Here is a 22,491-nt window from a genome sequence, read left to right on the forward strand (position 1 = left end):
CGCTTAATTCTCGCAATATCAGCGACTAAGAATCTCCGTCACGATGTCTGTTTTTACAGAGTTAGCGATAAAGCAATGTTGGTGAGCGAGGCGGTGCATTTTCTCCAATTGTAGGTAATTTGGTTTTTTGTCACCTGAGAAAACGATATCGGGTCTCAGTGTCACCTTGGTGACCGATGTCCGGCCTTTTTCATCTTCTTCCATTATGCCAATCGCCGTATCAACGTAAGCGTCAATAACATAACGACGCTTAGCAGCAATCCCCAAAAAGGTCAGCATGTGGCAACTTGATATTGCGGCAATAAACGCTTCCTCCGGATCGACATTTTCCTCGACTGAGTAAGGCAACGGTACCACATGAGGGGATGCAGACGCAGGGACACGGACGCCGCCGTCAAACTCCCACAGATGTGCACGGCTGTATTGGTTGTCGCTGAATGTCTCATGTTCGGCCCGCTTCCAGCGAATGGTCGCACTGTAATCTGACATGCATTCCTCCATGAATATGATGCAAAATAAGAGAAGTAGACCTTCGTAGAATATCGTATTAACGGGGTGTGACATAGGCAGTATGTCAATAATTCGGAAGCGTTTATCGACTCTGATTGCAGTCTCTACCGGCTTATAGACTTTTATCGCTATCCCAAAACTCTGATAGTGACTATTTTTCATCGATTACAATGGCTTGCTAGGCTGTGTTTCGAGACTAGCCCTATACTATGAAACGTTAGGGATAAATAAAAAGGAACCCAAGCCAATGAAATGTGCTTACCCTCTGACACTACTACTGAGTTTAACTATGAATGGCAATCTGCACGCTGCTGACTCTGCGGAGATGGTGTTAACCAATGCCCATATTTACGGTCATCAAAACGCCGATTCGATCGCTATCGCCAACGGTAAAATTCTTTATGTCGGTTCACAAGAAGATATGAAGAGATTCGCTGGCTCGATGACTGAAACCATAGATTTGGATGGTGGTTTTATCGCACCGGGCTTTATCGACAACCATAATCATGTCTTTGAGGCTGCGTCGGAAGCGGGCGGTCAATGTGAGCTGAGTATGGATGCAGGGATTGAAGAACAAATCCCCTATCTAAAAGCGTGTCGTAAAGAGGCACGCCGAGGTGAGTGGGTAATGGGCTATGGTTTTTCGATAGAAGCAGTGTTGGCAGAAGACAACAGACGGACGCCATTAGAGGTCATCGACTCGATTTTCCCTGATCAGCCTGTGATCATTATGGAACAGACTTCCCACTCAATGTGGGTCAATTCGGTTGCGTTAGATATCGCGGGTATCAATAAACATTCACCGGAACCACAAGGTGGCAAGATCCTCAAAGATGAAGAGACTGGTGAGCTCAATGGCATCTTGTTTGATAACGCTGGCGATATTGTTATGGAGATGGCTTGGAATAGTCTTGAAGAACAGTTTGATCAAAGTTATGAAGGAATGATGGCTGGGCTCGATGAAGCACGACGACATGGAATTACCACCATAGGTGATGGCCGACTCTACTGGAAACGTGGTTGGTATGAAGTATGGAAAGAAGCAGAAAAGCGCGGTGACCTGACGGCACGTGTTTCTTTAAGGCCTTGGATCTACCCGACTGATTCAATGCAGCCGCAACTTTCCTTCCTGTCTAAAGTGTTGGCAACAGACAAGTCGCGTCTTGTGCTGGTGGACCAAGTCAAAATGTACAGCGATGGTATTCTGGTCAATGGGACGGCAAAGACGCTCGCGCCTTACTTAGACACTTATATTCCAGACGAGCCCTACGGTATTAATTACATTCCGCCAAAGGCAATGGCTGATTGGCTCAACGCATTGGATAAAATTGGCTATGGTGCGCATATCCACGCGATTGGTGATGGAGCGATACGCGAATCCCTCAATGCGATAGAGAGCATCCGTAAGCAAGGCAGCAATAAAAACTATACCCTGACCCATGTAGAGCTGGTGAATTCGAAAGACGTCGAACGTTTTTCTCAACTTAATGTAACCGCGGACTTTCAAGTGGGGTCTGACTATGTTGCCTATCACGAGCATCAATGGGCGGAGGCGTTTCTCGGCGCGAAGAGAACACGAGCACTCATGAACCTGAAAGCCATCTTCGAAACAGGTGCTAACGTTTCCTTAAGCAGTGACTGGAATGTGCATGACATCAATCCTTTGGTTGGGATTGGTAACAGTTTAATTATGGGCAAAACCGGCTTGCCGAGTGTGGAAGATGCCATAGACGCCTACACCATCAATGCGGCAGTGAGTTTAGGCCTCGATGACATTACGGGCTCAATTGAAGTGGGCAAAGCGGCAGACTTTGCGATTCTATCGCGTGATATTACAAAACTGTCGGCAGAGAAAATCAAAAAGACAGATATCTGGATGACGTTCCTCAATGGTCAAGTTGTCTACGACATCGACGAATAAATCATCGCGCTGCACTATCCTCTAGTGCGGCGTTGTATTCCAGCTGATTAGCGCGTGAATTCATGACATTGTCTGAGTGATTTTATAACTTGATGGCCTGTTTTTGACAGGGTCAGTCCTGGCCGCCAGCTCAGCTCGACGCGTCGTGGGATATCACTCTGTTCAAACTCAGAATCCAGCTTAATTAAGTTACCAGTTTCAAGCTGTGCCTTGATGTTTGCTAAGGGCAGAAAAGCAAAACCATGACCAGATTCAAGCAGTTTAATCAATATAGATAAATCACTGATGATGGCATAATCTGGGCTGAAACCTTCACCCTCTTCGCCAACCTCTCCCCATATCAGTTCTTTGTGTTTACTTAGATCAGCAATCGATACAGGTTGAGCTTTTACCAGAGACATAGAGTGTTGGCAAACTAAGCCCTCTGAATAACATCCCAGTTTGGCGCATTCCACGTCTGGCTGATGAAGCTGATTTGATTCATGTCGAACGATAACGTCAGCTTCTCCAGCGACCAAAGCTTCTCGTAAGTCAGTATGTTCCCCACGATAGATCTCGACATCAAGATTGGGCAGCTGAAAAAGCTCCCCGATGGCGTTTAACAGCAATGATTCAGGTACATAATGCTCAATACCTATGCGTACAGCGATTGGCTCACCAAAACTTATTGCAGCTGCTTTATCGGCGAGTTTATCCAACTGGGCAAGCGTATGAGTCAAGGAAGGAAGTAATTGCTCACCTTGCTCGCTCAAGGTACTTTTGTTACCTGTACGATCAAAGAAAGTGACACCTAAATCAATTTCAAGATCAGAGATCCACTGGCTGACTTGAGACTGCTTTTTACCGAGCTTCCGCGCTGCCGCTGAAATAGAACCATTTTCAATGGCGATAAGAAGAGCTTTAAGGTGAGTGGTATTCATCCGTGATATCCGAGCAGTTAAGGCAATAGAGCCCATTTTAGAGAATACCCGTAACGTTGTGAACAATGGAGACCAAGTTGGACTTGATTAATGTCGATGCCAACCTATTTGTTGTCACTGGCACGACAATAAAAGTTGCGATCTCACATACAGGGTAATCGAGAGTCGAAATAGGCTTATTTTTGACTAAGATTGTGCGACGATTTGCGTCGTGGTAACTGGAATTCAAGGGGCTGTAAATGATAACAGAAAAACAGAAAATGCTCGCAGGTGAACCCTACGATGCTTGGGACAAACAGCTCTATAGTGAACGTATTGATTGCCGAAAAACACTACAAAAGCTCAACAACAGTATTCCTGATACGGTTCAATGGCGAGAAGCGATAGATACTCTAATTCCGGATTCCGAAGGCGCCTATATCGAGCCACCGTTTCGCTGTGATTATGGCTCTAATATCAAACTGGGAAAAAACTTCTACGCTAATTTCAATTGTATCGTGTTAGATGTTGCACAAGTCGATATTGGTGACAACGTATTATTTGCTCCAAATGTTCAAATCTATACGGCAGGTCATCCACTAGATGTCAAAGGTCGAGTTGAAGAAGGGATAGAATTCGGTACATCCATCACGATTGGGAATAATGTCTGGCTAGGCGGCGGGGTTATTGTCTGTCCGGGGGTCTCCATTGGCGAAAACAGTGTGGTGGGAGCGGGCAGTGTTGTTACAAAAGATATACCCTCTAACGTGGTAGCCGCAGGGAATCCCTGTAAAGTCATAAAACCTATCGAGTAAAAATAACTTAGCCTTGTGTTGTTATACCATGGATGAACTGATTATTGCGTTTATTCGGCCTCATTCACAGCTTTAATGTTGAACTTGATGTGAAAGCGTTGACTTAGCTATTTTTGAGATTGGCACACTCATTCAGTATGAGTATGTCTGTTATAGTCCCGTTCTTTTACTCACTAGTTAAAGCGCCAATGATGGTCTAGCGCGAATAAATTGAGTATGTGCTCAACGAAATAGAACCACGTGCAATGTAAGAACGTTGGCTGGCAAGGAGAATAATGGAAGTTCAACTAGTAAAAATAAAACCTGAAGAGCGATACGTACTTGAGAATTTGTTCTGTTATTACGTCTACGACATGTCAGAGTATATGAAATGGAATCCAACTAAAGATGGTCATTTTGATGGGTACGATGTTTCAAAGTTCGATCCTTACTGGAAGCGAGATGACCACACTCCCTATTTCATAAAGGTCAACAACGAAATGGCTGGTTTTGTTCTGGTTCGTTGTTACCCCAGTGACCCAACACGGTATGACATTGAGCAATTCTTTGTGCTACGCAAGTTTAAAGGTCAGGGAGTAGGTCGGGGCGTTTTGGCGCAAGTCGTAAAAGCCTATCCGGGCAAGTGGCAGATTCGAATTCTGCAAGAAAATTCAGGCGCGCTCAGTTTCTGGAAGTCTGCAGTATCGCGTATCGTCGGTGAAAACTATACGTTGTCAAAAGCGAACGATGTGGATCTTGTTATGCTCTTTATCCACTTTGAGACACCCAACGGACAAACCATGCACGCGTGACTTTGTCGTGAGGGGCGTTAATTACGCTAGTTCGTGGTTATGTATTATCTCTTTTCCTTACTTAGTTGAATATTCAGCTTAGAGAAAATTATGAAAATTTTATATTCAGGTGGTCTGCAGATCCGTTCTCGCAATGCGCAAGAGCGCTTGTTAAATATTGATACCTTTTTAGATGGTGAGTTGGCTTTCCACAACTTGTATCGAGAAGTTAAAGCAAGTGACTATCCCATTGCTCAGGATTGCTTTGGTGACCAATATCTTATTCGAGACAATTTGGTTATTAAATTAGATGCTGAAACGGGTGAAATTGATGAGTTTGGTTGTAGCTGGGAGCAGTTTTTGGCTTGGGTGGAGGAGGCCCCGGTTGAAAGATTAAATATTCCAAACGATTTGGAATTAAAGGTCGGCCAGTTGTTATTCGCGTATCCTCCTTTTTGCACTGTTGAAGGACAAAATGCAACGATAAAAGCCATTGATGGTATTGAGCTAATTAGTTTTCACGCGGATTTTGCCAAGCAGATAGACGGAAGAGTTACAGAGGAAATTTAAAGAGAACTTAGAACTTAAAGAACTTAAAGGCAAAAACTTAAAGGGACAGGCACCCTAAGAAAGGACAAGTCGTTACCTGCGTAGGTAAGATATCGGATTTGTTGGTTTTCATGTGGTGTTAGCAATCGAAGACAGCGAGAAGGAGTTGCGAATGAAAGTTGCGCTGGTTACTGGAGGCTCGAAAGGCATTGGTTTACAGGTGGTCATAAGACTGATAGAGCTAGGATATAAAGTCGTCACTTGCTCTCGTTCACAAGAAACGTGGACTAAAGTTCTAGCTAAGTATCCCAAGCTAAATAGTGTGGATTACCAGGCGGTCGACATCGCGGATGAACGAGCACTAGAAAAGTGGTTTGCTCATATCGCAGTACAGTATGGGAGGCTGGATGTTGCAGTAAACAACGCATCACCAGCACTGGCTTCTAGGGGGAGTATTACTGATGTAGACGTATCACGTCTCAAAGAAACACTGCACGTGGACTTTTTATCCCAAGCATTATGCTTACGTGCCGAACTAAAATTGATGAAGGAGGGGGCATCAATCGTTAACGTTAGCTCCGTTAATGGTCTTAGACCGACTCCCAATGCATCAATGTACAGTGCCGCTAAACATGCTCTTGAAGGATTAACTCGTTCCGTTGCTCTAGAAAGCATTTCCGATGGAATCCGAGTCAATGCTGTAGCACCCGGTGTAACATGGACGCCACGCTGGGAAGAGCGCCAGCTTGAAATGCCGAGTATTCGCGCCGATGTGTCTGATGTCGTTCCGGTGAAGCGCTTCGGAGAAGTGAATGAAATCGTCAATGCGATCGAGTTCTTGTTGTCTGATAAGGCGAGCTATATTGTTGGTCATACATTGGTCGTGGATGGTGGGCTATCATTGGCATAGATTGCCAACAAGAGAGTAAGGAGAGTAAGAGAGTAAGAGGACAGGCACCCTAACACTATGGATCGAGGGAGAAGTCAGGCACAATGGTGGTGCGAAATCCGGCTTCTGCCCAATCCACTTATTGCAGAGTGATATGCTTGGATAAGAAATTGTCAACAATTGACCGTTTTGCATTGTTTAAAGTAAGAAACTTATTTTTTAGATTAAATAATCAAAATTTAGTACATGATTATAGATTAGAATTGAGATGGTAATAATAATTTTCTTAGTTTTGTTTATATTATGGTCAGTCACTTTTTTGCTTGAATAATAAACAGGTTTTGACATCGTTAGTAAGCCAAATTATGCATTAATACTTGTAGTGACTAATTACTTAAAAAATTTCGTAGAATAATTGACAGATTACTTCTTCTATAAATATACTCGCCGCCTATTAATAAAAATAGACAAAGATAAAGCCTGATAATCGTCAGGCAGTCGATAATAATATTATTCATGGTTAGGAGTTATAATGAGGTTTTTTAAGTCTTTAATTGTGGCATTTGCCGCAGTTACTATATCTAGTAAAGTTTATGCTACAACGTGTAACGAAATTAACAACGGCCAAAGATTTTATGTTAAACAAGACGTGGCAATGTGTTTTGAAACTGATGATTTGGTTTCAATGGTCACGAGTCCATCTTATGGGAGTTTGGTCTTTGAGGCTAAAGTAAATAATGGGAATAGCTCAATGGTGTTTCCTGGCGATGTCATTGAAGCATTTCATATTTTCGCTGTTTCAGCAAGAGAGAGCTTTTACATAGAAAGAAAGGGAAATTATATTGTTCTACTTTCTGAATCAGATTTAGTTAAATGGGTCACTCAAGCTAAGCAACCAAAAAGATCTAGAAAAAAAAGGGCAGCTAGTAATCCTGTCCCGGGGGCTGCTGGAGCGATTGCGGGCAGTGCAATTGCTGCAGATCCTGATGCAGGCAATAGTTTTGGTACTGTAAACACGATTGTTGCAGGAACAATAGGTACAGGTGTTGGTGCAGGTACAAGCGCTATTTTTGGCCCTGTAGCTGGAGAATTTGCCGGAGCTGCTACCACGACATTTGTTAATGACGCTTTAAATGACAGAACTTCAGGCTCAATGTCTGGTGTCGTTCTAAACCACTCATCTCCTGGTACTCCAGGCGGAGGTTGTGGAGGCTGTCATAGATAAATAAACAAAACGAGGAGTTAGAGATTATTAATCTAACTCCTCGTTAGTGTTTTACATAAAGCGAATTTAGAATAAATACTTAAAAGAAATTAAAAAAGAAATTAAAGGGACAGACACTCGAAAGTTAATATTGCTCCAGAGAGACATTTTCAGCTACCCATTTAAGAAGCTGTTTTGCAGCTTTGGACAGTACTTGATTTTGGCGAACAATGTAACCGAAGTCAGTGTAGGGAAAGCTGGGTAGTGGGGTCACCTTTCTAGAAAGTTTCAACCTTGGATCGAGGGAGAAGTCAGGCACAATGGCGGTGCCAAATCCGGCTTCTGCCCAATCTATTTGTGCTTCTACACTGCCCACTTCCATCACCCTATGTTTAGGCAGGTTTAGCCCCGGCAGAGAGGCATCAATCAACTCACGTGTTCGAGTATCGTGACCTAACAAAATGAGAGTTTGATTCTCTTCGCTGTTCTCTCGCCAATCGAAGAGGTTATCGCCGAAAGCACACCAATGGATTTGGGTAAGTGACGTAAAGTGCAACGGCTGACTCTCTTTCTGTGCAATCACAAAACCGATATCAGCTCGAGCACTTTTTACCAAATCCACCGCTTGGGATGAGGTCGTGTTGAACAACGCTAAGTCGATACCAGAATACTCGTTTTTGAATTGTTGGAATGGTTTGATAAGCAATAGGCGTGAAACAATATCACTTGCCGCAATTGAGAGCGTACCTTGGGTTAAATCGTTGAGTGCATTGAGATCGGATTGGCAGACTTGCAGCTCATTCAACATGTGCTGTGCGGTGTCTAACAATCGTTGACCTGCTTGAGTCAGTTGCACTGGGTTGCGTTCGATCAACTTGGTACGAGTAGCTTGCTCTAACTGTTTGATGTGAAGGCTGACATTGGGCTGCGTCATATGCAGTTCAATCGCTGTTTTTCCGAAATGTTTCACTTCTGCCAAGGTGACAAATGTACGTAACCAGTTCAAATCTAACATAGAAAATTGCTCGATATGATTCTCTTATCAAGTTGATGAGTATAATTAATTTCTCTTATTTATGCGAGCGCCCTAAGATTTTCCGGTCTGTTTAGGAGAATGAATTATGTCGTCTATCGTTGTAGTGGGTGCAAACTGGGGTGATGAAGGCAAGGGCCGCATCGTTGACTTTTTGGCAGAGCAAGCCTCTGCTAGTATTCGTTTCCAAGGTGGCAACAACGCGGGCCACACCGTCGTTAACGATCTAGGGACGTTTAAGTTACACCAACTACCGAGTGGCGTTTTCAACCCTGACTGTTTGGCCGTTTTAGGCCCGGGTATGGTTATCAGCCCTGAAGCACTGTCACAGGAAATGGCAGAAGTTGAACAAGCTGGGGTTAAAGTGAACATGTGCATCTCTGATCGCGCAACATTGTGCCTACCTTTGCATGCACAAGAAGATACGTTAGAAGAACAACGTTTAGGTGACCAAGCATACGGTTCGACTCGTCAAGGTATTGCGCCTGCATACGGTGACCGTGTCATGAAGAAAGGTATCTTAGTGGGATGGCTACAGCAACCTGACGTTCTAGTAGAACGCCTCAAATTTTGGATGGACTGGAAACTCCCACAGCTACGAGCGCTTTACCCAAGCTTCGAGTTTGAACAAACCGCCGAAGAGATGGCTAGCTGGTTGCTGGAAGTGTCGGCGCCATGGCGTGATGCTATCTGCAACGTAACGCTTCCGCTAAAAGAACGACAAGCAAAAGATCAAACTCTATTGTTCGAAGCACAACTCGGTGCTGGCCGTGATCTGGTATACGGTGAGTATCCATGGACCACCTCTTCAAACGTTGTGTCTATGTACGCAGGCATCGGTAGTGGTCTTCCTGCTCTGCGTCCAGAGCGTGTTATTGCCGTAGCAAAAGCGTTTAGCTCATCGGTCGGTACTGGTACGTTAATTACTGCAATGGAAGAGCAAGATGCATTCCGCGAACTAGCGGGTGAGTTCGGCGCAACAACAGGTCGTCCACGTGATATGGGGTACTTTGATGCAGTAGCAACAAAGAACGGCGTTGAACTTCAAGCCGCGACGGAAATCGCTCTGACTAAGGTCGACTGTTTAACGGGTCTTATAGATCTCAAAATCTGTGTCGGCTATGAAGGTGAGCACAGTGAAAACCCGATCTGGCCTCAAACGGCAGCACTCGCGCCCATATACGAGACAATGGAAAGCTGGAGCGAAGACATCACAGGTTGTCGTAAATTTGAACAGTTACCAGTCGCTGCACAACACTACGTGTTACGTATTGAACAACTGATGGGTGTACCCGTGAAGATGGTATCGGTTGGTCCTGGGCGTGAGCAAATGATTATGCGCTAAGACGTCGATAGTACGTCTTATTGGCAAGCGGCTTTTATCTTTTCCGGGGTAAAGCCGCTTTTTTTATGCACGTTATGCATGATTAAGCCAGCACAGTTCTACCGAGTGTCAGATCGCGAATGTTTCCAACAGCTTGATTAGAGAACTCTGCGGTTGAGAGTCAGAGTTCTCATCAGAGCAAAGCAAAGCAGAGTAAAGTCTCTGTCCTGAATTTCTCTTCCTGTTTAAAGTGGCCTTTGTGCGGTGCCCTTCCATACGCATGCCGCTTACAATGCTTTCAACACCTCACTGGCATTTGTGGTTAGATCTATCCATAAAACGGTTTTGTACTTATTCGCGCTTTAACTAACCTTAGAGGAGTCGATACGCCTCTTAGTCGAGAACGTATTGGCTTTGCGGGGCGAATGTTATTCACGTTACCCAGTCCAGAATTATTGGGTTGTTTGATGAGCAAGCTCTACTCGCAATAAAAACGTAGTACTAGCTGTACTAAGTGCGTCGCTGTCATTGAGCGCGGGCCAACATTGGGGAAGATAAGATGGTTGATATTGATGAAGAAAAAATAGCATCAGTGGTGTCCAGTTTTCAGGTACCAGCGAAACCTACAGTGTTGTCCGAATTGCAGGAGATAATGGGGGAGCCAGAGCCCGACATCAGTCTCGTCGCGGACCTAATTTCAAGTGACATTGGACTTTCGTCAGCCATATTGAAGGTAATTAATTCGCCATACTATGGTATGGGCAGAACGATATCCGAGATAAAACAAGCTGTCATGATTATCGGTCTCACTACAATAAATAGCCTTGTGACCTCTTTACTACTTAAATCAGCCCTTCAGGGAAAAGCCTCGATTTCATTGGAACGTTTTTGGGATGACTCTTTAGATGTTGCCAATGCCATGCTGTTTATTGGCGATAGAATTAAAGACAAAGTGCCTATTGATACGCTCTATACCGTGGGTTTGCTTCATAATTGTGGTATTCCGTTATTGGCTTTACGGTTTGACGACTACAAAGAAGTCTTGATCGAAGCAAATCACAAAGGCTGTAACTCCGTTGTGTTAGAAGAAGAAAAATACAATACCAACCATGCGGTTCTAGGCTATTTTATTGCAAATTCTTGGCATTTGCCTAAACCATTGTGCGCAATTATTTTACAGCATCACAATACGAATTTCTTCGATACTACTTTGGACAGTGAATCCCAACTGGCATTAGCGATACTCAAAGTGGCAGAAAATTTCGTTGAGCGTGCTAAGCGTCATACTGACTCCCCTGATTGGCAGGATGTCGAACTAGGCGTTTCAGAGGTGCTCGGATTATCCACGCTAGACTTTAAGGAATTGGAAGACGACTACGATGACTTATATACACAAGCCAATGACGAGTTAGAGCGTTAGGCGACACTCTGCTTACTGGTTGGCAGCATGCCATTCTAGACGGGGCTTACTCTGCCAATCTACTAAGTGGTTAAATACAAAGGTTGAAAGACTGCACAGGCGGGATGCGTGTCCCATCGACCTTTTGGCATACCCTCTTTTTTGAAATCCATTATTTTCAGCTCAGCAGTATGATATCAAAATTCAATATCTGATCTCTGTAATGTTTAGTATGCTTGTAAGCGCGATTATTGGTATACGAAGCGAATAAATAGTTTGTGACCCATGAAAATGAAGAGAACCCGAAGAAAAATAGGTGATGTAGTTAAAATTCGTCTTGATAACAATGAAATTTGCTTTGGGCATGTATTAAAAGAGCCATTAGTGGCTTTCTATGACATGAAAGTCGAGGCGGAAAGTATTGTGAGAATAGGTGACGTTGTTGAGAGCCCTATTTTGTTTAAAGTGTGGGTGATGAACAACGCTATTACTTCTGGTCGTTGGGAAGTCATTGGCAACGTTGAATTAAGTGAAAGCCTATCCGAGCCAGTAACGTTTTTTAAGCAAGACAGAATCAATAAAAAAGTTACTCTTTATGATGATTCAAAGGATATTCCCTCCACATACCAAGAGTGTCTCGGTTTGGAAAGAGCGTCTGTATGGGGAGTTAATCATATAGAAGATCGATTACGCGACCATTATCTTGGTGTTGAGAATATTTGGGTCAAATCCCTTGAATTAGAGGCACAACAAGATGATTGATGTTTGAGTTAAGGGGCAAAGTGCCTGTCCTAGAAACTTGTATAGATGAAAGAGACTGAGACTCCAAGGTAGACAAGACGTTAAAAGGTTATGGAAAAACAAGAATTCGAAGAACAGTTCGACAATGTGGTATTGCGTCCTCTTCTTGAATTAGGGTTCAAATGTAAAAATAGAAGTATTTACTATATTGATGATGAAGTAAATATTAGCCTTATTCGCTTGGGCGGTAGAATGGCAAAACCTGGCGCAATTACGCATGTGTTGTGTTTTCGACACACGTATCTCCCTAGCCTGAGTGGAGAAGTACCAAAAGGCTTTGAGAATGAAGTGTTCTCCTATCCGTTGAAGCTCAAACCAAGCAAGGTTCGGAGTTTTTACGGTGTTAAGATTAAATATGAGCCCAAAAACCTAAATTACGATGTTGAAAGAATCGAATTTAAGACGAAAGCTCAAACCGTGCTGTTGAAGGAGTTATAAAGACTAAAGAAAGACATACTTGCCTTTCTAAGCTGGGCTAAATCCGCTGAAGCTTCTAAATTGCCGCAACAAATCCGACACAATGGAGAACAGGAATGGATTGAAGGTTTATGGTTACGAGCTTACGAAGCCAAAATGGGTATTTAATGAGTAATCAAGCTCGCAAACAACGCTAGAAATGGATTTATTTAATGCGAAATCAAAAAGTAGTACTTGTGACTCAATCTAATTACAGTGCGGATTCTGATGAATTGCTCCTCAAAATACTCGAAGATGGCGCAAGGTTAATATGTATTACTGGTGTTGACTGTTCTACATGGGAAGAGGTAATAGACGAATTAGTCGTTGGAGATGGTAGCCAAGTACTTGATGTGATTACGACTTCTCATCCAAATGAGTCGGAACTGGAGGTTGTTGAGTTTGCTCGCTGTTGTTCTTTTGTCGCTAGCTCGAGTGTTAACATTGTTCGTATATAGCTAAGCGCTCAATGTTTAAAAAACCAAGAAATAGGTGCGCTATACAGTAAAAAGACGTCCAAGGACGTCTTTTTAGTCTCTAGCTGCATCCATACCGACGGTTAATCATTAAGAGGCGCTGATATCCTATATTCCTTAATGCCTTACCCAAACTGACAATGAGACCGCAGACTAAGACTCCGAAAGACAGGTAGCAAAAAATGGCGTCGACACATCAAAGGGGCCTGAGACGTGAATATTATTTCCCGTATACCGATAGGCATGATACTTCAATGAAGATGATTTTTTTGAGGTCCAGTGATAAGTGTCATTGTTCCAAACGCGGATGAGCCCAATGGTATTGTAAAAGCCGATAAACTCATTAACTGTACTAAGTAGACGCCAGTTTGATCGCCCTGCGAGGTTGAACTCGCTGTATTTATTGCATATCGCCTTCGCTTGTTGCCATGTAAAAGTATAAAACTGGCCATTTCTACCACTCGTATGAGGAGTTCCACCTAGGTCAAGGCTATTTAGATAAGCGATGGATGGGGTGCTGGTCAACAAATTCCCATTGCCGTCATCCAGTGTGTAAATGCACTTGCCCGTTACATTGCTGCCATTGCCACTGCATACGTTAGCTTCAACGCTATGGCTAAAACCATTATAAGTAGCCGTGATGCCACTATTTCCTGTTTTGAGACCCTTGACCAAACCATCATTAGTTAATGAAATTTCGGTGGTTCCTATAGACGTCCACCAAGCGACAGAGTCGGTGACATTAGAAGAAGTACCGTCACTGTATTCGGCCGTGGCTTTCATTTGCTGAGAAAAGTTTAGCATCAACCCGATAGCGGGAGGATTTAACGTTAGCCCTGTCATCACTGCGTCGGTGGTATCAATATCAATCGTGTTGCTGGTGATATTGTCTTTCATCGCGATGACAGCGGTGGTGCCGACGCCTACTCCAGTGACTTGCCCCTCTGGAGTGACGGTGGCGATACTCGCATCAACGGGGCTCCAAGTGACGGAGTCACTAATATCCGATGAGGTGTTGTCACTGTAGATGGCAGTAGCCGTCAACGTCTGTTTGTACCCTTTAGCGACCGTAACTGTGGGGGGCGTGAGACTAATACTGGTGATCACGGCGTCACTGACCTCCACGCCGACGGTATTGCTGGTGACGCCATCTTTTGCCGCAATGAGAGTGGTGGTACCTACGTTGCTGCCGGACAGCACGCCATCAGAGGTAACAGTAGCGGTATGGGTATCGACAGGCTTCCAAATGACAGAGTCACTGATGTCTGACACAGTGTTATCACTGTAGGTTGCGTTAGCGGTTAACGTTTGGTGCTGCCCTTTGGCGACAGTGACGACTGATGGTGTCACGCTAATACTGGTGATGACGGCGTCGCTTACCAGCACGCCGATGGGTTGGCTAGTCACACCGTCTTTGACCGCAGTGAGGGTGGTAGTGCCGGCCTTGACGCCTGATAACAATCCGCTCGTGGTGACGGTGGCGATGTCCGGTTCGGCAGGCACCCAAGTGATCGAATCATTAGTTTTCGAAGAAGTGTTATCACTGTAGATGATGTTGGCGATCAGCGCTTGAGTTTGGCCTTTGGCGACATTGACCATAGAAGGTGTGACGCTAATTCCTGTGATCACAGCGTCAGAGACATCCACGTTGACGTTGTTACTGGTGATATCATCTTTTACCGCTGTGATGGTTGTGGATCCGATATCGTCACCTTTGAGCAAGCCATGATCGTTTTGTGATGTGATTGTCGCTTTGGAGGGATCGTCAGATGCCCAAATTACCGAGTCACTGATGTTCATGGAAAGACCGTTATTGTAGGTTGCGGTGGCCGTTAAGGCTTGGTTTTGTCCTTTAGCAATGCTCACGATTGAAGGAGTGACGACGATATCTATGATGGTGGCATCGTCTACAGTGACCCCCACTGAATTACTGGTGAGGTTATCTTTGGTGAAAGAAACCGTCACCATGCCAGAGGCCTTGCTTTGTAAAACACCTGGTTGGATAAACTCGGCGACTTCTGTGTCGCTGGATTGCCAATCAGAGAGGCTTAATTCCTCGTTTAACACTGTGGAGCGGCCATTTGAGTACTCAGCCACAGCAAGAAAAGATTGTTCACCGCCGGTAATAAGTGTGAGTTCGCTTGTACCTTTGGTTTTAACTGGAAAGGCAGTGAGCGTCAGGCGCTCTAACTGGACGGTGGCCTCGTCTTGGCTTGGTGTTGGTCTTGCTGATGAAGGTTGGGTTGTAGAGGCGCTGCTTTCTTCTCCTTCTGAACCGCCACAGCCAGAGGTAAGTATGACTATCAAAGTCAAAGTTGTAAGGAGCAACATATCCTTAACGTTAAATTGCTTGTGCATGTCCATATTTTTATCTTTCCTTATTTTTAATAAGATTGAGATATTGAAAACGAACCGCAGAGTGGATTTTAGTAATTAATAGGTAATTTATTGAATTTGTTTGGGTGATTTTTTGAGTTTATTGATAGCGATGAGATATTTATTATGGTGCATATTCTTTTGTTCAGGATAATACTGGGGCTATAGCATCATCAGTGGTTATTAATTTGTTTAAGCAGGACGGTGAAGTGTTTTGACCGCTTGATTATCACCTCAATTGAATATGACTAGTAAGGAGGGAAATTGACAAAAAGGCGAATACCTTACGCCACGTTAACCTTGGTATTGTCGACGGTCGTGGTCTCTTTCTGTGTGAATTTTCAAATCACTGGTTCGTTATTTGGTAAGGTCAGTATTACTGAACTGGAGCCTTTCGGAGGTTTAACATATCAGCATATTTTGCAGTTAGAACTATGGCGTTTAGCGGTTTCTCAGCTCATTCATGTCAAACAGTACCACATGATCTACAACGCACTTTCATTGTTTGCCCTTGGTTGTATACTTGAGCGAAAAATAGGGGCTAGTGCTTTCCTGTCAGTGTGGTTTATCTCGGGAGTAATTGGCACCTTGGCCAGTACGTTCACCGTACCTGAGCCATGGAATTTAGGCACTGGTGGTTCTCAAGCCATTTTAGGATTGGTAGGCGCGGGACTGGTTATGTTTCTAAAACGAGAGATTGAAGGCAAGTTAGTGGTGGCAGTGTTGACGTTTACTATGGCCCCTGCATTAGTTTTGGATGTTGTTTTCAGTGAGTCCCATCTTCCAAAGTTGGGTCATGTGATTAGCTTTACCGTAGGTGTTGTAGTTTCACATTGCTTCCAACTAAGTGGCAAAGGTCGCTGTCCACCCTTAGTTTAATTTGATAGCTAACCTTTGGCATGTTAAATAGCTGAGTAGTTGACATATGCTCACTATACTTGGGTTTTGTTACCGAGTTGCCCCTTAGCTGCCATCACAATGTGGCGCTCGTGAACACATCAGAAATCAAACAAAAGGACAGTATGAAGATAACAACACTCGTCGACAATACTCGATTGGATAGTCGGCAAGATCTAGCGGTTGAGCGTGGTTTATCATTGCATATCGAAACTGAGTCGTTGAAAATTTTATTCGATATGGGAAGTGGTGATACGTTTTGTCGAAATGCGCCGCGATTAGATGTGAAGATCGAAGACGTAGATATCGCCGTGATATCGCACAGACATCATGACCATTGCAATGGTGCTGTCGATTTTGTTGCCCATAACTCGAAAGCCAATGTGTTTTTGAAACACTGCTCTGAAAAAAGCTATTATTTCCGCGCTTACGGTTTTAAAAATGATGTCGGCATTACCACGGATTTGCTAAAAAATAGCCATGATCGACTGGTGTTGGTGAATCAGACCACTGAAATAGCACCCAATGTATTTGCTATCACGGAGATCAGCAGCAAGCACGACAAGCCCAAAGGTAATCGATACCTCTATACACAATCTCAAAGTGGATGGGAGAACGACTCATTCGATCACGAGTTGCTCCTTGTGATCAAAGAACATGACGGGTTAGTGATATTTACTGGCTGTGCGCATAGTGGTGTTCTTAACATGGTCGATACGGCGATTCACCACTTCCCAGGCGAGAAGATAAAAGCAGTGGTAGGGGGCTTTCACCTTGTTGGACTGCCATTGTTTAACAGTATTGGCGGGTCTAAGGACGATATCAGAAACATCGGGCGGGCGTTGCTGCAATACCCCATAGATAAGCTGTATACAGGTCACTGCACAGGTAAGAAGGCTTATGACTTGTTAAAAGAAGTGTTAGGAGAACGTTTGGAAGCGATACCTACTGGTCGGTGTATTACCGTTTAGCGAAGTGAGAACCATAACAACTTCAGTGTGGCGTTCTGTGCTCACTTAATTGTGAACTAAAGGAATAGGTTTCAAATTTTTAATGTATAGGTTAACTATTTAATTCAACTAGGATGAAGTTTAACAAATAAAAGATTATTTATGCTTAATAGAGAGTGACTTATGTTTTTGAAAATAATGTTAGATTAAATTAGATATAAGTTATTGATTTAAATTATTGAAATTTTTAAATATAACTATTGTTGAAATCCAAGGCTTAATTATGAAAAAATTTTCATTAGCTCTATTTTTGCTCATAGTACTCTCATCGGCATTTATGAACTCTTACAACCATTACGGAGATATTGTAGAGAAGGCTATTGCCTTTATAATCCCTCTACTAAACTACATTGTGGTAATTGCTTTGTTCGCAAAATTTAAAGGGGTCGCACTATTTACCAAGCTTCAGTTAAGAGTGATAGCAATCCTTTATGTAATGATAGTTTTTGTGGAATATGGATACCCGATAATTGAATACAGTGAGCAAACCTTACCATCAGATTATTTGTTTAACCTATCCCTACAGTTCGTTTTAAACGTGATTATCGCAAGGACTATTCTAGATGAGTAATTTAACTGTCATACTAAGTAAACTAGGGCAATCATCATCGCTATGTTCATTATATCTATGCTTTTCAGAGGCTTACTAAAGTGTTTATCCTATCAACATACAATTTAAAGGGCTAGTTGGTCGAATATGGTTTTACTACTCTTTCTACAAATTGATTTTGTATCTTATTTGATCCAGAGTGTGAAACAGACATTTGTTAAATTAAATATAATTTACTACTCGTTTGAATTGGCTTGAATAATCCTACGAACTTTATGATTAAGGACCATGCCGTTTAAAAACTACTGCTCGATAAAAGGATTAAAGCTATCTTCACGCTCTCGTTCGACTTTGAAAATCATCGACTATAAAGTCGATTTGGCAAACTATTTGTCGAGTTTTATGATAACTAGCCCTATCCTAGAAATATTTCGAACCAAAGGTGGGGGTGTTATTAATACAGCTCAGGATATCTATGAGTATCATTGGGATGAATTCGGCAATGCAATGGCGTCGATAAACCCCGTTTTAAGAAAACAAGTCTACAACCTCGCAATGCAGGAAGAGCTATATACTTATGGTCAAGAACAGAAATTTTGGAAGTGTGTTAGTGAAGCGGCTTTGTAGCTTGTCATTGGTTTTTTTGGTGGGGTGTTCCTCCCCGAGTTTAACCGAGCCCTACAAAGCCTTGCTGACACAAAAAGAACACTGTTTCGAGTTGGCTAAGTCAGGCGGTGACGTTTTTCCACAATCAGAATGGTTGTCAAATTTGTCTAAGGAACAGCAAAGAGTCGTGCTCAGTTACTTAGCGCAGTACGCTTATAACCAGTGTATTGGCGAGCAAGTTAGGGCTCTCAAGCAGTCAGTTTTGCAGCAGTCTAAAGACATTCAAACGTTTTTCAACGAATACGTTGGCTTGCATGAGCTTAATGGTGAGATGCCGACTGATGTCGATCGGCAAGCGCTCTTAACAATACAAGATCAAATACAGATGCCCTTTGTCTCCAATGACGTCTACGAGTCCTTATAACCTCTATAGCTGGACGCTATAATCAAAGAACTAAAGGACAACTAAAGGGACTGCCACTCTCAGAAACGACAAGTCGTTGAATGGTCGCATAGGCAGAGTATCTGTCCTGCCCACTTTCCCTCAAACCCGATTTCTTCATACTGATTGAGCATGGCTATGTTCATTATCATTCATGCTTTTCAGTAGCTTACTAAAGTGTTTGTCCTATCAACATTTCACTAAAGGGACTGCCACCCTCAGAAACGACAAGTCGTTGAATGGTCGCATAGGCAGAGTATCGATCCTGCCCACTTTCCCTCAAACCCGATTTCTTCACACTTTTTAAGGTCAATTCGGTACGAATGCTATCGGTTGCTTATTCTGAGATCCTCACACTCATTGAGCATGGCTATGTTTGTTATATTTCATGCTTTTCAGTAGCTTGCTAAAGTGTCTGTCCCAGCAAGGTTTACCATCAAGGTTTTGTAAGATAACCCCAACGCTTGGCCTTACAACTCAAATTCAGTAAAGGATGACGATGAATAGAGATTTCAAACAACTTCTAGGTACCGAGCTGCCGATCATTCAGGCCCCTATGGCAGGAGTGCAAGGGAGTGCTCTTGCCATTGCGGTAAGTGAGGCTGGTGGGTTAGGTTCACTCCCTTGCGGTATGCTGACTATTGAAGATATTGTCAGCGAAATGGAATTAATCAAGGCATCTACGAGTAAGCCTTTTAATCTCAACTTTTTCTGCCATGATCCCAAGCCTTACGATGAAGATCGCCAGATAATATGGCGAGAGACACTTCAGCCTTACTTTGACGAGTTGGGACTACAAGTGGAGTCTTCTGCTAGTGGCAGTCGAGTGCCTTTTAGCCATGATATCGCTGATGCAATTGAACCCTTCTTACCTGAGTTCATTAGCTTTCATTTTGGTCTTCCAGACAAACACTTATTACAGCGTGTGAAAAGCTGGGGAACCAAAGTTGTCTCATCGGCTACCACAGTAGAAGAAGCGCTTTGGCTGGAGTCACATGGTGTCGATGGCATTATTGCTCAAGGAGTAGAAGCGGGAGGGCACAGAGGCATGTTCCTATCCAGTGATATCTCGACCCAAATGGGGCTAGTACCACTGGTATCGCAAGTGGTTAATCGCGTCAAGGTCCCCGTTATTGCTGCGGGTGGGATGAGTGACCGCCATTCAGTATTGGCTTGCATGAAGTTAGGTGCGTCGGCGGTACAGCTTGGTACGGCCTATCTGTTGTGCACGGAAGCTAATACATCAGAAGTTCACAAACAGGCAATACAGAGTGCTAAGTCTTCGCATACCGTGTTAACGAACCTCTTTTCGGGTAAACCCGCCAGAGGGATTATGAACCGCGTTATGAGTGAACTGGGTTGTATGACAGCGCGAGCGCCAGAGTTTCCATACGCTTCAATAGAAATATCTCAATTGCGTCGCCGTGCCGAAAAGCAGGGTCTTGATGACTTTTCACCGCTATGGTGTGGTCAAAATACTCAAGGATGCAAACAGATTTCAGCGAGAGATCTCACATTGCAGCTAGCTGGCAAATCAGACTAGACACACTTGGCGTTTTATCAACAGTGTGCTGCTCCGTCTCAAGAAACGAAAATTCACACACACGTGATCGTGATCTGGGCAAGCGATAGAAGTGAGCAAGCTTGCTGGTTGACTGGCTGTGGTTTGTCGCTGTTTTAACAAGGAACTTTTAATGAAAGAAGTAGCGTTAATAACATTACATGGAATGGGGAAGGTAAAACTAAATTATTATGATGAGCTAGAGAAAGCACTCAAAAAGGAACTGGGCTCTGAATGGGTGAAGGTGTCATTTCACAATGTTCAGTACGCGCCTATTTTACAGCAACCACAAGATGATCTGTGGAAAGCCATGATGTCAGAGCCGAGCAATGATTTACATGCCACACGATTGAGGCAGTTTTTTCTTTATGGGTTTGGCGATGCGGGTTCGCTCGAGCACAGTTCACACAGGCGAAAAGATAAGTATCTCGCTGTGCAAGAAGAAATCTTCAAAACGCTTGAATGCGCATATGCTGATATTGGCGAGAATGAAAACAGACCAGTGATCATTGTTGCTCATTCGCTCGGTTGCCAGGTTATCTCAAATTATTTATGGGACGCAGAACATGGTCTCAATATGTTTGAGAATTATGTTGATAGTGACAACAAAGAATCCTTCATGAAATTAAAAACTTGTGAGAACCTCATCACTACAGGGTGTAACATTCCTTTGTTTAATGCAGGATTGCAAGAGAGGCACTGTTTCACTAAGCCTCATCCTTCGTTCAGATGGGATAATTACTATGATCCAGATGATGTCCTTGGCTGGCCATTAAGGCAACTCGATGATTCATACCATGCTATCGTTGAGGATCACCCCATTAATGCTGGAAGTCTGATCGCATCATGGAACCCATTTAGCCATGGCCAATATTGGAGTGATAAAGACGTGATCAAACCGTTAGTCAGTATAATTCGATCAAAACTTAGCTGACTGGTTAAGCCAAACGTTGACACTCCCTTATTCTGGCGCTTTTTATATCAACTGCTGGCGATATAGCGTTGGTATTTTTAGAGATTTAACTCACAACGCTGAGCGTGTTGAGTGTCAAAAGGTATGACGGTTTACCTATGTACTCATACTTTCCCTTTAAGCCAATCACTCAGGATTTTCTTTTTATGACACAAAAACTAAACTACGATTTTCTACCCGCAATTTCAGGGCCCTACGTCCATGCGGCCAAACACAATAAGACGCTATATATTTCTGGACTGACGGCCTTTGGTACTGAAGCACAAACGAGAGGTTTGGTGGAGCAAAGTGCTGAAGTCTTAAACCAGATTGGTCGGATACTGGATCATGAGCGGTGTACGAAGAGCGATTTAATTAAGCTGACGATTTTCGTCACTGACATCAATTTACTCCCTGCAATTCGTGAGCAGCTCTTTGTTTTCTATGCCGGACAACTGCCCGCCTGCTCACTGATTGAAGTCTCTAAACTGATTCATGCCGATTTGAAGATAGAGATCGAAGCCACAGTTGCGTTAAGTGATTAAGATTGCGTCTTTAACGCCTACTTAATCAGAAGTAATTCAAAGCTTAATAAGGATCTGAAATGAGCGAGAAGAGCAGCAGAGGAAACTTGAAATTGTATGCCCCTGAAAGCTACTGGGTGGCAACACCTGATGAGCGAGAACTCATTGTCAATGGATGTGGTACGTCTGGTTGGAAAGGAAAGTTAGTACCGGAAAGTTTATATGGGCTCTCAGTATCAGAAAGCTGCAACATTCATGACTGGATGTACCATCATGGTAAGGATATTAACGATAAAAACACAGCGGACAGAGTCTTTCTGAATAATATGATTCGTACTATCGAACATAAGGGCGGGTTCTGTCTTCTTCGCAAGCTTCGTTTACGCCGCGCAAGATTGTATTATCGTGCAGTAGAGAACTTTGGCGGCCCGGCATTTTGGGCGAATAAGAATAAACCAGAACAATTTAGACCTTCTCGTTATGCACATATGTCGAGCGTATGGACGAGTAAACTGGAACAAACATAA

At 43.4% G+C, this 22,491-nt stretch carries 23 protein-coding genes; 19 read left to right on the forward strand and 4 right to left on the reverse strand.

What is annotated here, in order from left to right; genetic code table 11:
• Nucleotides 1-18: 18 nt before the first annotated feature.
• Entirely contained in the window at nt 19-489 is a 471-nt protein-coding gene (locus TW84_RS14705; RefSeq protein ID WP_045976385.1) for an OsmC family protein, read from the reverse strand.
• 268 nt (nt 490-757) lie between these two features.
• On the opposite strand from TW84_RS14705, the gene TW84_RS14710 reads away from it, so the two are divergent.
• Nucleotides 758-2,431, forward strand: coding sequence for an amidohydrolase (locus TW84_RS14710; RefSeq protein WP_045976386.1), 1,674 nt, complete (start codon nt 758-760; stop codon nt 2,429-2,431).
• A gap of 47 nt (nt 2,432-2,478) precedes the next feature.
• Here the strand turns inward: TW84_RS14710 and TW84_RS14715 are convergent, their stop codons facing one another.
• On the reverse strand, nt 2,479-3,351 hold the full coding sequence (locus TW84_RS14715; protein ID WP_045976387.1) for a LysR family transcriptional regulator: 873 nt from the start codon (nt 3,349-3,351) through the stop codon (nt 2,479-2,481).
• A gap of 239 nt (nt 3,352-3,590) precedes the next feature.
• Between TW84_RS14715 and TW84_RS14720 the strand changes: the two genes are divergently transcribed.
• From TW84_RS14720 to TW84_RS14740, 5 genes are all read left to right on the forward strand, one after another.
• Nucleotides 3,591-4,145, forward strand: a complete 555-nt coding sequence (locus TW84_RS14720; protein WP_045976388.1) for a sugar O-acetyltransferase — start codon at nt 3,591-3,593, stop codon at nt 4,143-4,145.
• Nucleotides 4,146-4,420: 275 nt separating this feature from the next.
• Entirely contained in the window at nt 4,421-4,936 is a 516-nt protein-coding gene (locus TW84_RS14725; protein WP_045976389.1) for a GNAT family N-acetyltransferase, read from the forward strand.
• Between the two features lie 90 nt (nt 4,937-5,026).
• Nucleotides 5,027-5,485 carry a hypothetical protein gene (locus TW84_RS14730; protein ID WP_045976390.1) on the forward strand — a complete coding sequence of 153 codons (459 nt, stop codon included), beginning with the start codon at nt 5,027-5,029 and terminating at the stop codon, nt 5,483-5,485.
• Between the two features lie 151 nt (nt 5,486-5,636).
• The gene (locus tag TW84_RS14735) at nt 5,637-6,374 is read left to right on the forward strand and encodes an SDR family NAD(P)-dependent oxidoreductase (protein ID WP_045976391.1); all 738 of its coding nucleotides are present in this window, start codon (nt 5,637-5,639) and stop codon (nt 6,372-6,374) included.
• Nucleotides 6,375-6,885: 511 nt separating this feature from the next.
• Nucleotides 6,886-7,578, forward strand: a complete 693-nt coding sequence (locus tag TW84_RS14740) for a hypothetical protein (protein WP_045976392.1) — start codon at nt 6,886-6,888, stop codon at nt 7,576-7,578.
• Nucleotides 7,579-7,702: 124 nt separating this feature from the next.
• Here the strand turns inward: TW84_RS14740 and TW84_RS14745 are convergent, their stop codons facing one another.
• Complete coding sequence (locus TW84_RS14745) at nt 7,703-8,572, reverse strand: LysR family transcriptional regulator (protein ID WP_045976393.1); 870 nt, start codon at nt 8,570-8,572, stop codon at nt 7,703-7,705.
• Between the two features lie 106 nt (nt 8,573-8,678).
• Here TW84_RS14745 and TW84_RS14750 point away from each other — a divergent pair, with 106 nt between their 5' ends.
• The 5 genes from TW84_RS14750 to TW84_RS14770 all read left to right on the forward strand — a co-directional run bounded on the left by TW84_RS14750 (nt 8,679) and on the right by TW84_RS14770 (nt 13,028).
• Nucleotides 8,679-9,935 (forward strand): adenylosuccinate synthetase, encoded by a 1,257-nt coding sequence (locus TW84_RS14750; RefSeq protein WP_045976394.1) that lies wholly within the window; start codon nt 8,679-8,681, stop codon nt 9,933-9,935.
• 538 nt (nt 9,936-10,473) lie between these two features.
• The gene (locus tag TW84_RS14755; protein ID WP_045976395.1) at nt 10,474-11,334 is read left to right on the forward strand and encodes an HDOD domain-containing protein; all 861 of its coding nucleotides are present in this window, start codon (nt 10,474-10,476) and stop codon (nt 11,332-11,334) included.
• Nucleotides 11,335-11,598: 264 nt separating this feature from the next.
• Complete coding sequence (locus tag TW84_RS14760) at nt 11,599-12,075, forward strand: immunity 26/phosphotriesterase HocA family protein (protein WP_045976396.1); 477 nt, start codon at nt 11,599-11,601, stop codon at nt 12,073-12,075.
• 90 nt (nt 12,076-12,165) lie between these two features.
• Complete coding sequence (locus TW84_RS14765; RefSeq protein WP_045976397.1) at nt 12,166-12,552, forward strand: hypothetical protein; 387 nt, start codon at nt 12,166-12,168, stop codon at nt 12,550-12,552.
• A 191-nt stretch (nt 12,553-12,743) separates the two neighbouring features.
• Nucleotides 12,744-13,028, forward strand: a complete 285-nt coding sequence (locus tag TW84_RS14770) for a DUF7684 family protein (RefSeq protein ID WP_045976398.1) — start codon at nt 12,744-12,746, stop codon at nt 13,026-13,028.
• A 171-nt stretch (nt 13,029-13,199) separates the two neighbouring features.
• Here the strand turns inward: TW84_RS14770 and TW84_RS14775 are convergent, their stop codons facing one another.
• Entirely contained in the window at nt 13,200-15,410 is a 2,211-nt protein-coding gene (locus TW84_RS14775; RefSeq protein WP_052707926.1) for an Ig-like domain-containing protein, read from the reverse strand.
• Between the two features lie 276 nt (nt 15,411-15,686).
• On the opposite strand from TW84_RS14775, the gene TW84_RS14780 reads away from it, so the two are divergent.
• From TW84_RS14780 to TW84_RS14820, 8 genes are all read left to right on the forward strand, one after another.
• Complete coding sequence (locus TW84_RS14780) at nt 15,687-16,301, forward strand: rhomboid family intramembrane serine protease (RefSeq protein ID WP_045976399.1); 615 nt, start codon at nt 15,687-15,689, stop codon at nt 16,299-16,301.
• A gap of 143 nt (nt 16,302-16,444) precedes the next feature.
• The gene (locus TW84_RS14785) at nt 16,445-17,290 is read left to right on the forward strand and encodes an MBL fold metallo-hydrolase (protein WP_045976400.1); all 846 of its coding nucleotides are present in this window, start codon (nt 16,445-16,447) and stop codon (nt 17,288-17,290) included.
• Nucleotides 17,291-18,167: 877 nt separating this feature from the next.
• Nucleotides 18,168-18,506: a hypothetical protein gene (locus TW84_RS14795; protein ID WP_045976402.1), complete on the forward strand. Its 339-nt coding sequence runs from the start codon at nt 18,168-18,170 to the stop codon at nt 18,504-18,506.
• On the forward strand, nt 18,490-18,909 hold the full coding sequence (locus tag TW84_RS14800; RefSeq protein ID WP_157634050.1) for a hypothetical protein: 420 nt from the start codon (nt 18,490-18,492) through the stop codon (nt 18,907-18,909). The genes TW84_RS14795 and TW84_RS14800 overlap by 17 nt, the downstream gene beginning before the upstream one ends.
• Nucleotides 18,910-19,426: 517 nt before the next feature.
• Nucleotides 19,427-20,470: an NAD(P)H-dependent flavin oxidoreductase gene (locus TW84_RS14805; protein WP_045976404.1), complete on the forward strand. Its 1,044-nt coding sequence runs from the start codon at nt 19,427-19,429 to the stop codon at nt 20,468-20,470.
• Nucleotides 20,471-20,621: 151 nt separating this feature from the next.
• Entirely contained in the window at nt 20,622-21,422 is an 801-nt protein-coding gene (locus TW84_RS14810; protein ID WP_045976405.1) for a hypothetical protein, read from the forward strand.
• A gap of 185 nt (nt 21,423-21,607) precedes the next feature.
• Nucleotides 21,608-21,985 (forward strand): RidA family protein, encoded by a 378-nt coding sequence (locus TW84_RS14815; protein WP_045976495.1) that lies wholly within the window; start codon nt 21,608-21,610, stop codon nt 21,983-21,985.
• Nucleotides 21,986-22,044: 59 nt separating this feature from the next.
• Entirely contained in the window at nt 22,045-22,491 is a 447-nt protein-coding gene (locus TW84_RS14820) for a hypothetical protein (RefSeq protein WP_052707927.1), read from the forward strand.

Origin of the sequence: Vibrio neptunius (assembly GCF_000967495.1) — a bacterium.
Taxonomy (GTDB): Bacteria; Pseudomonadota; Gammaproteobacteria; order Enterobacterales; family Vibrionaceae; genus Vibrio; species Vibrio neptunius.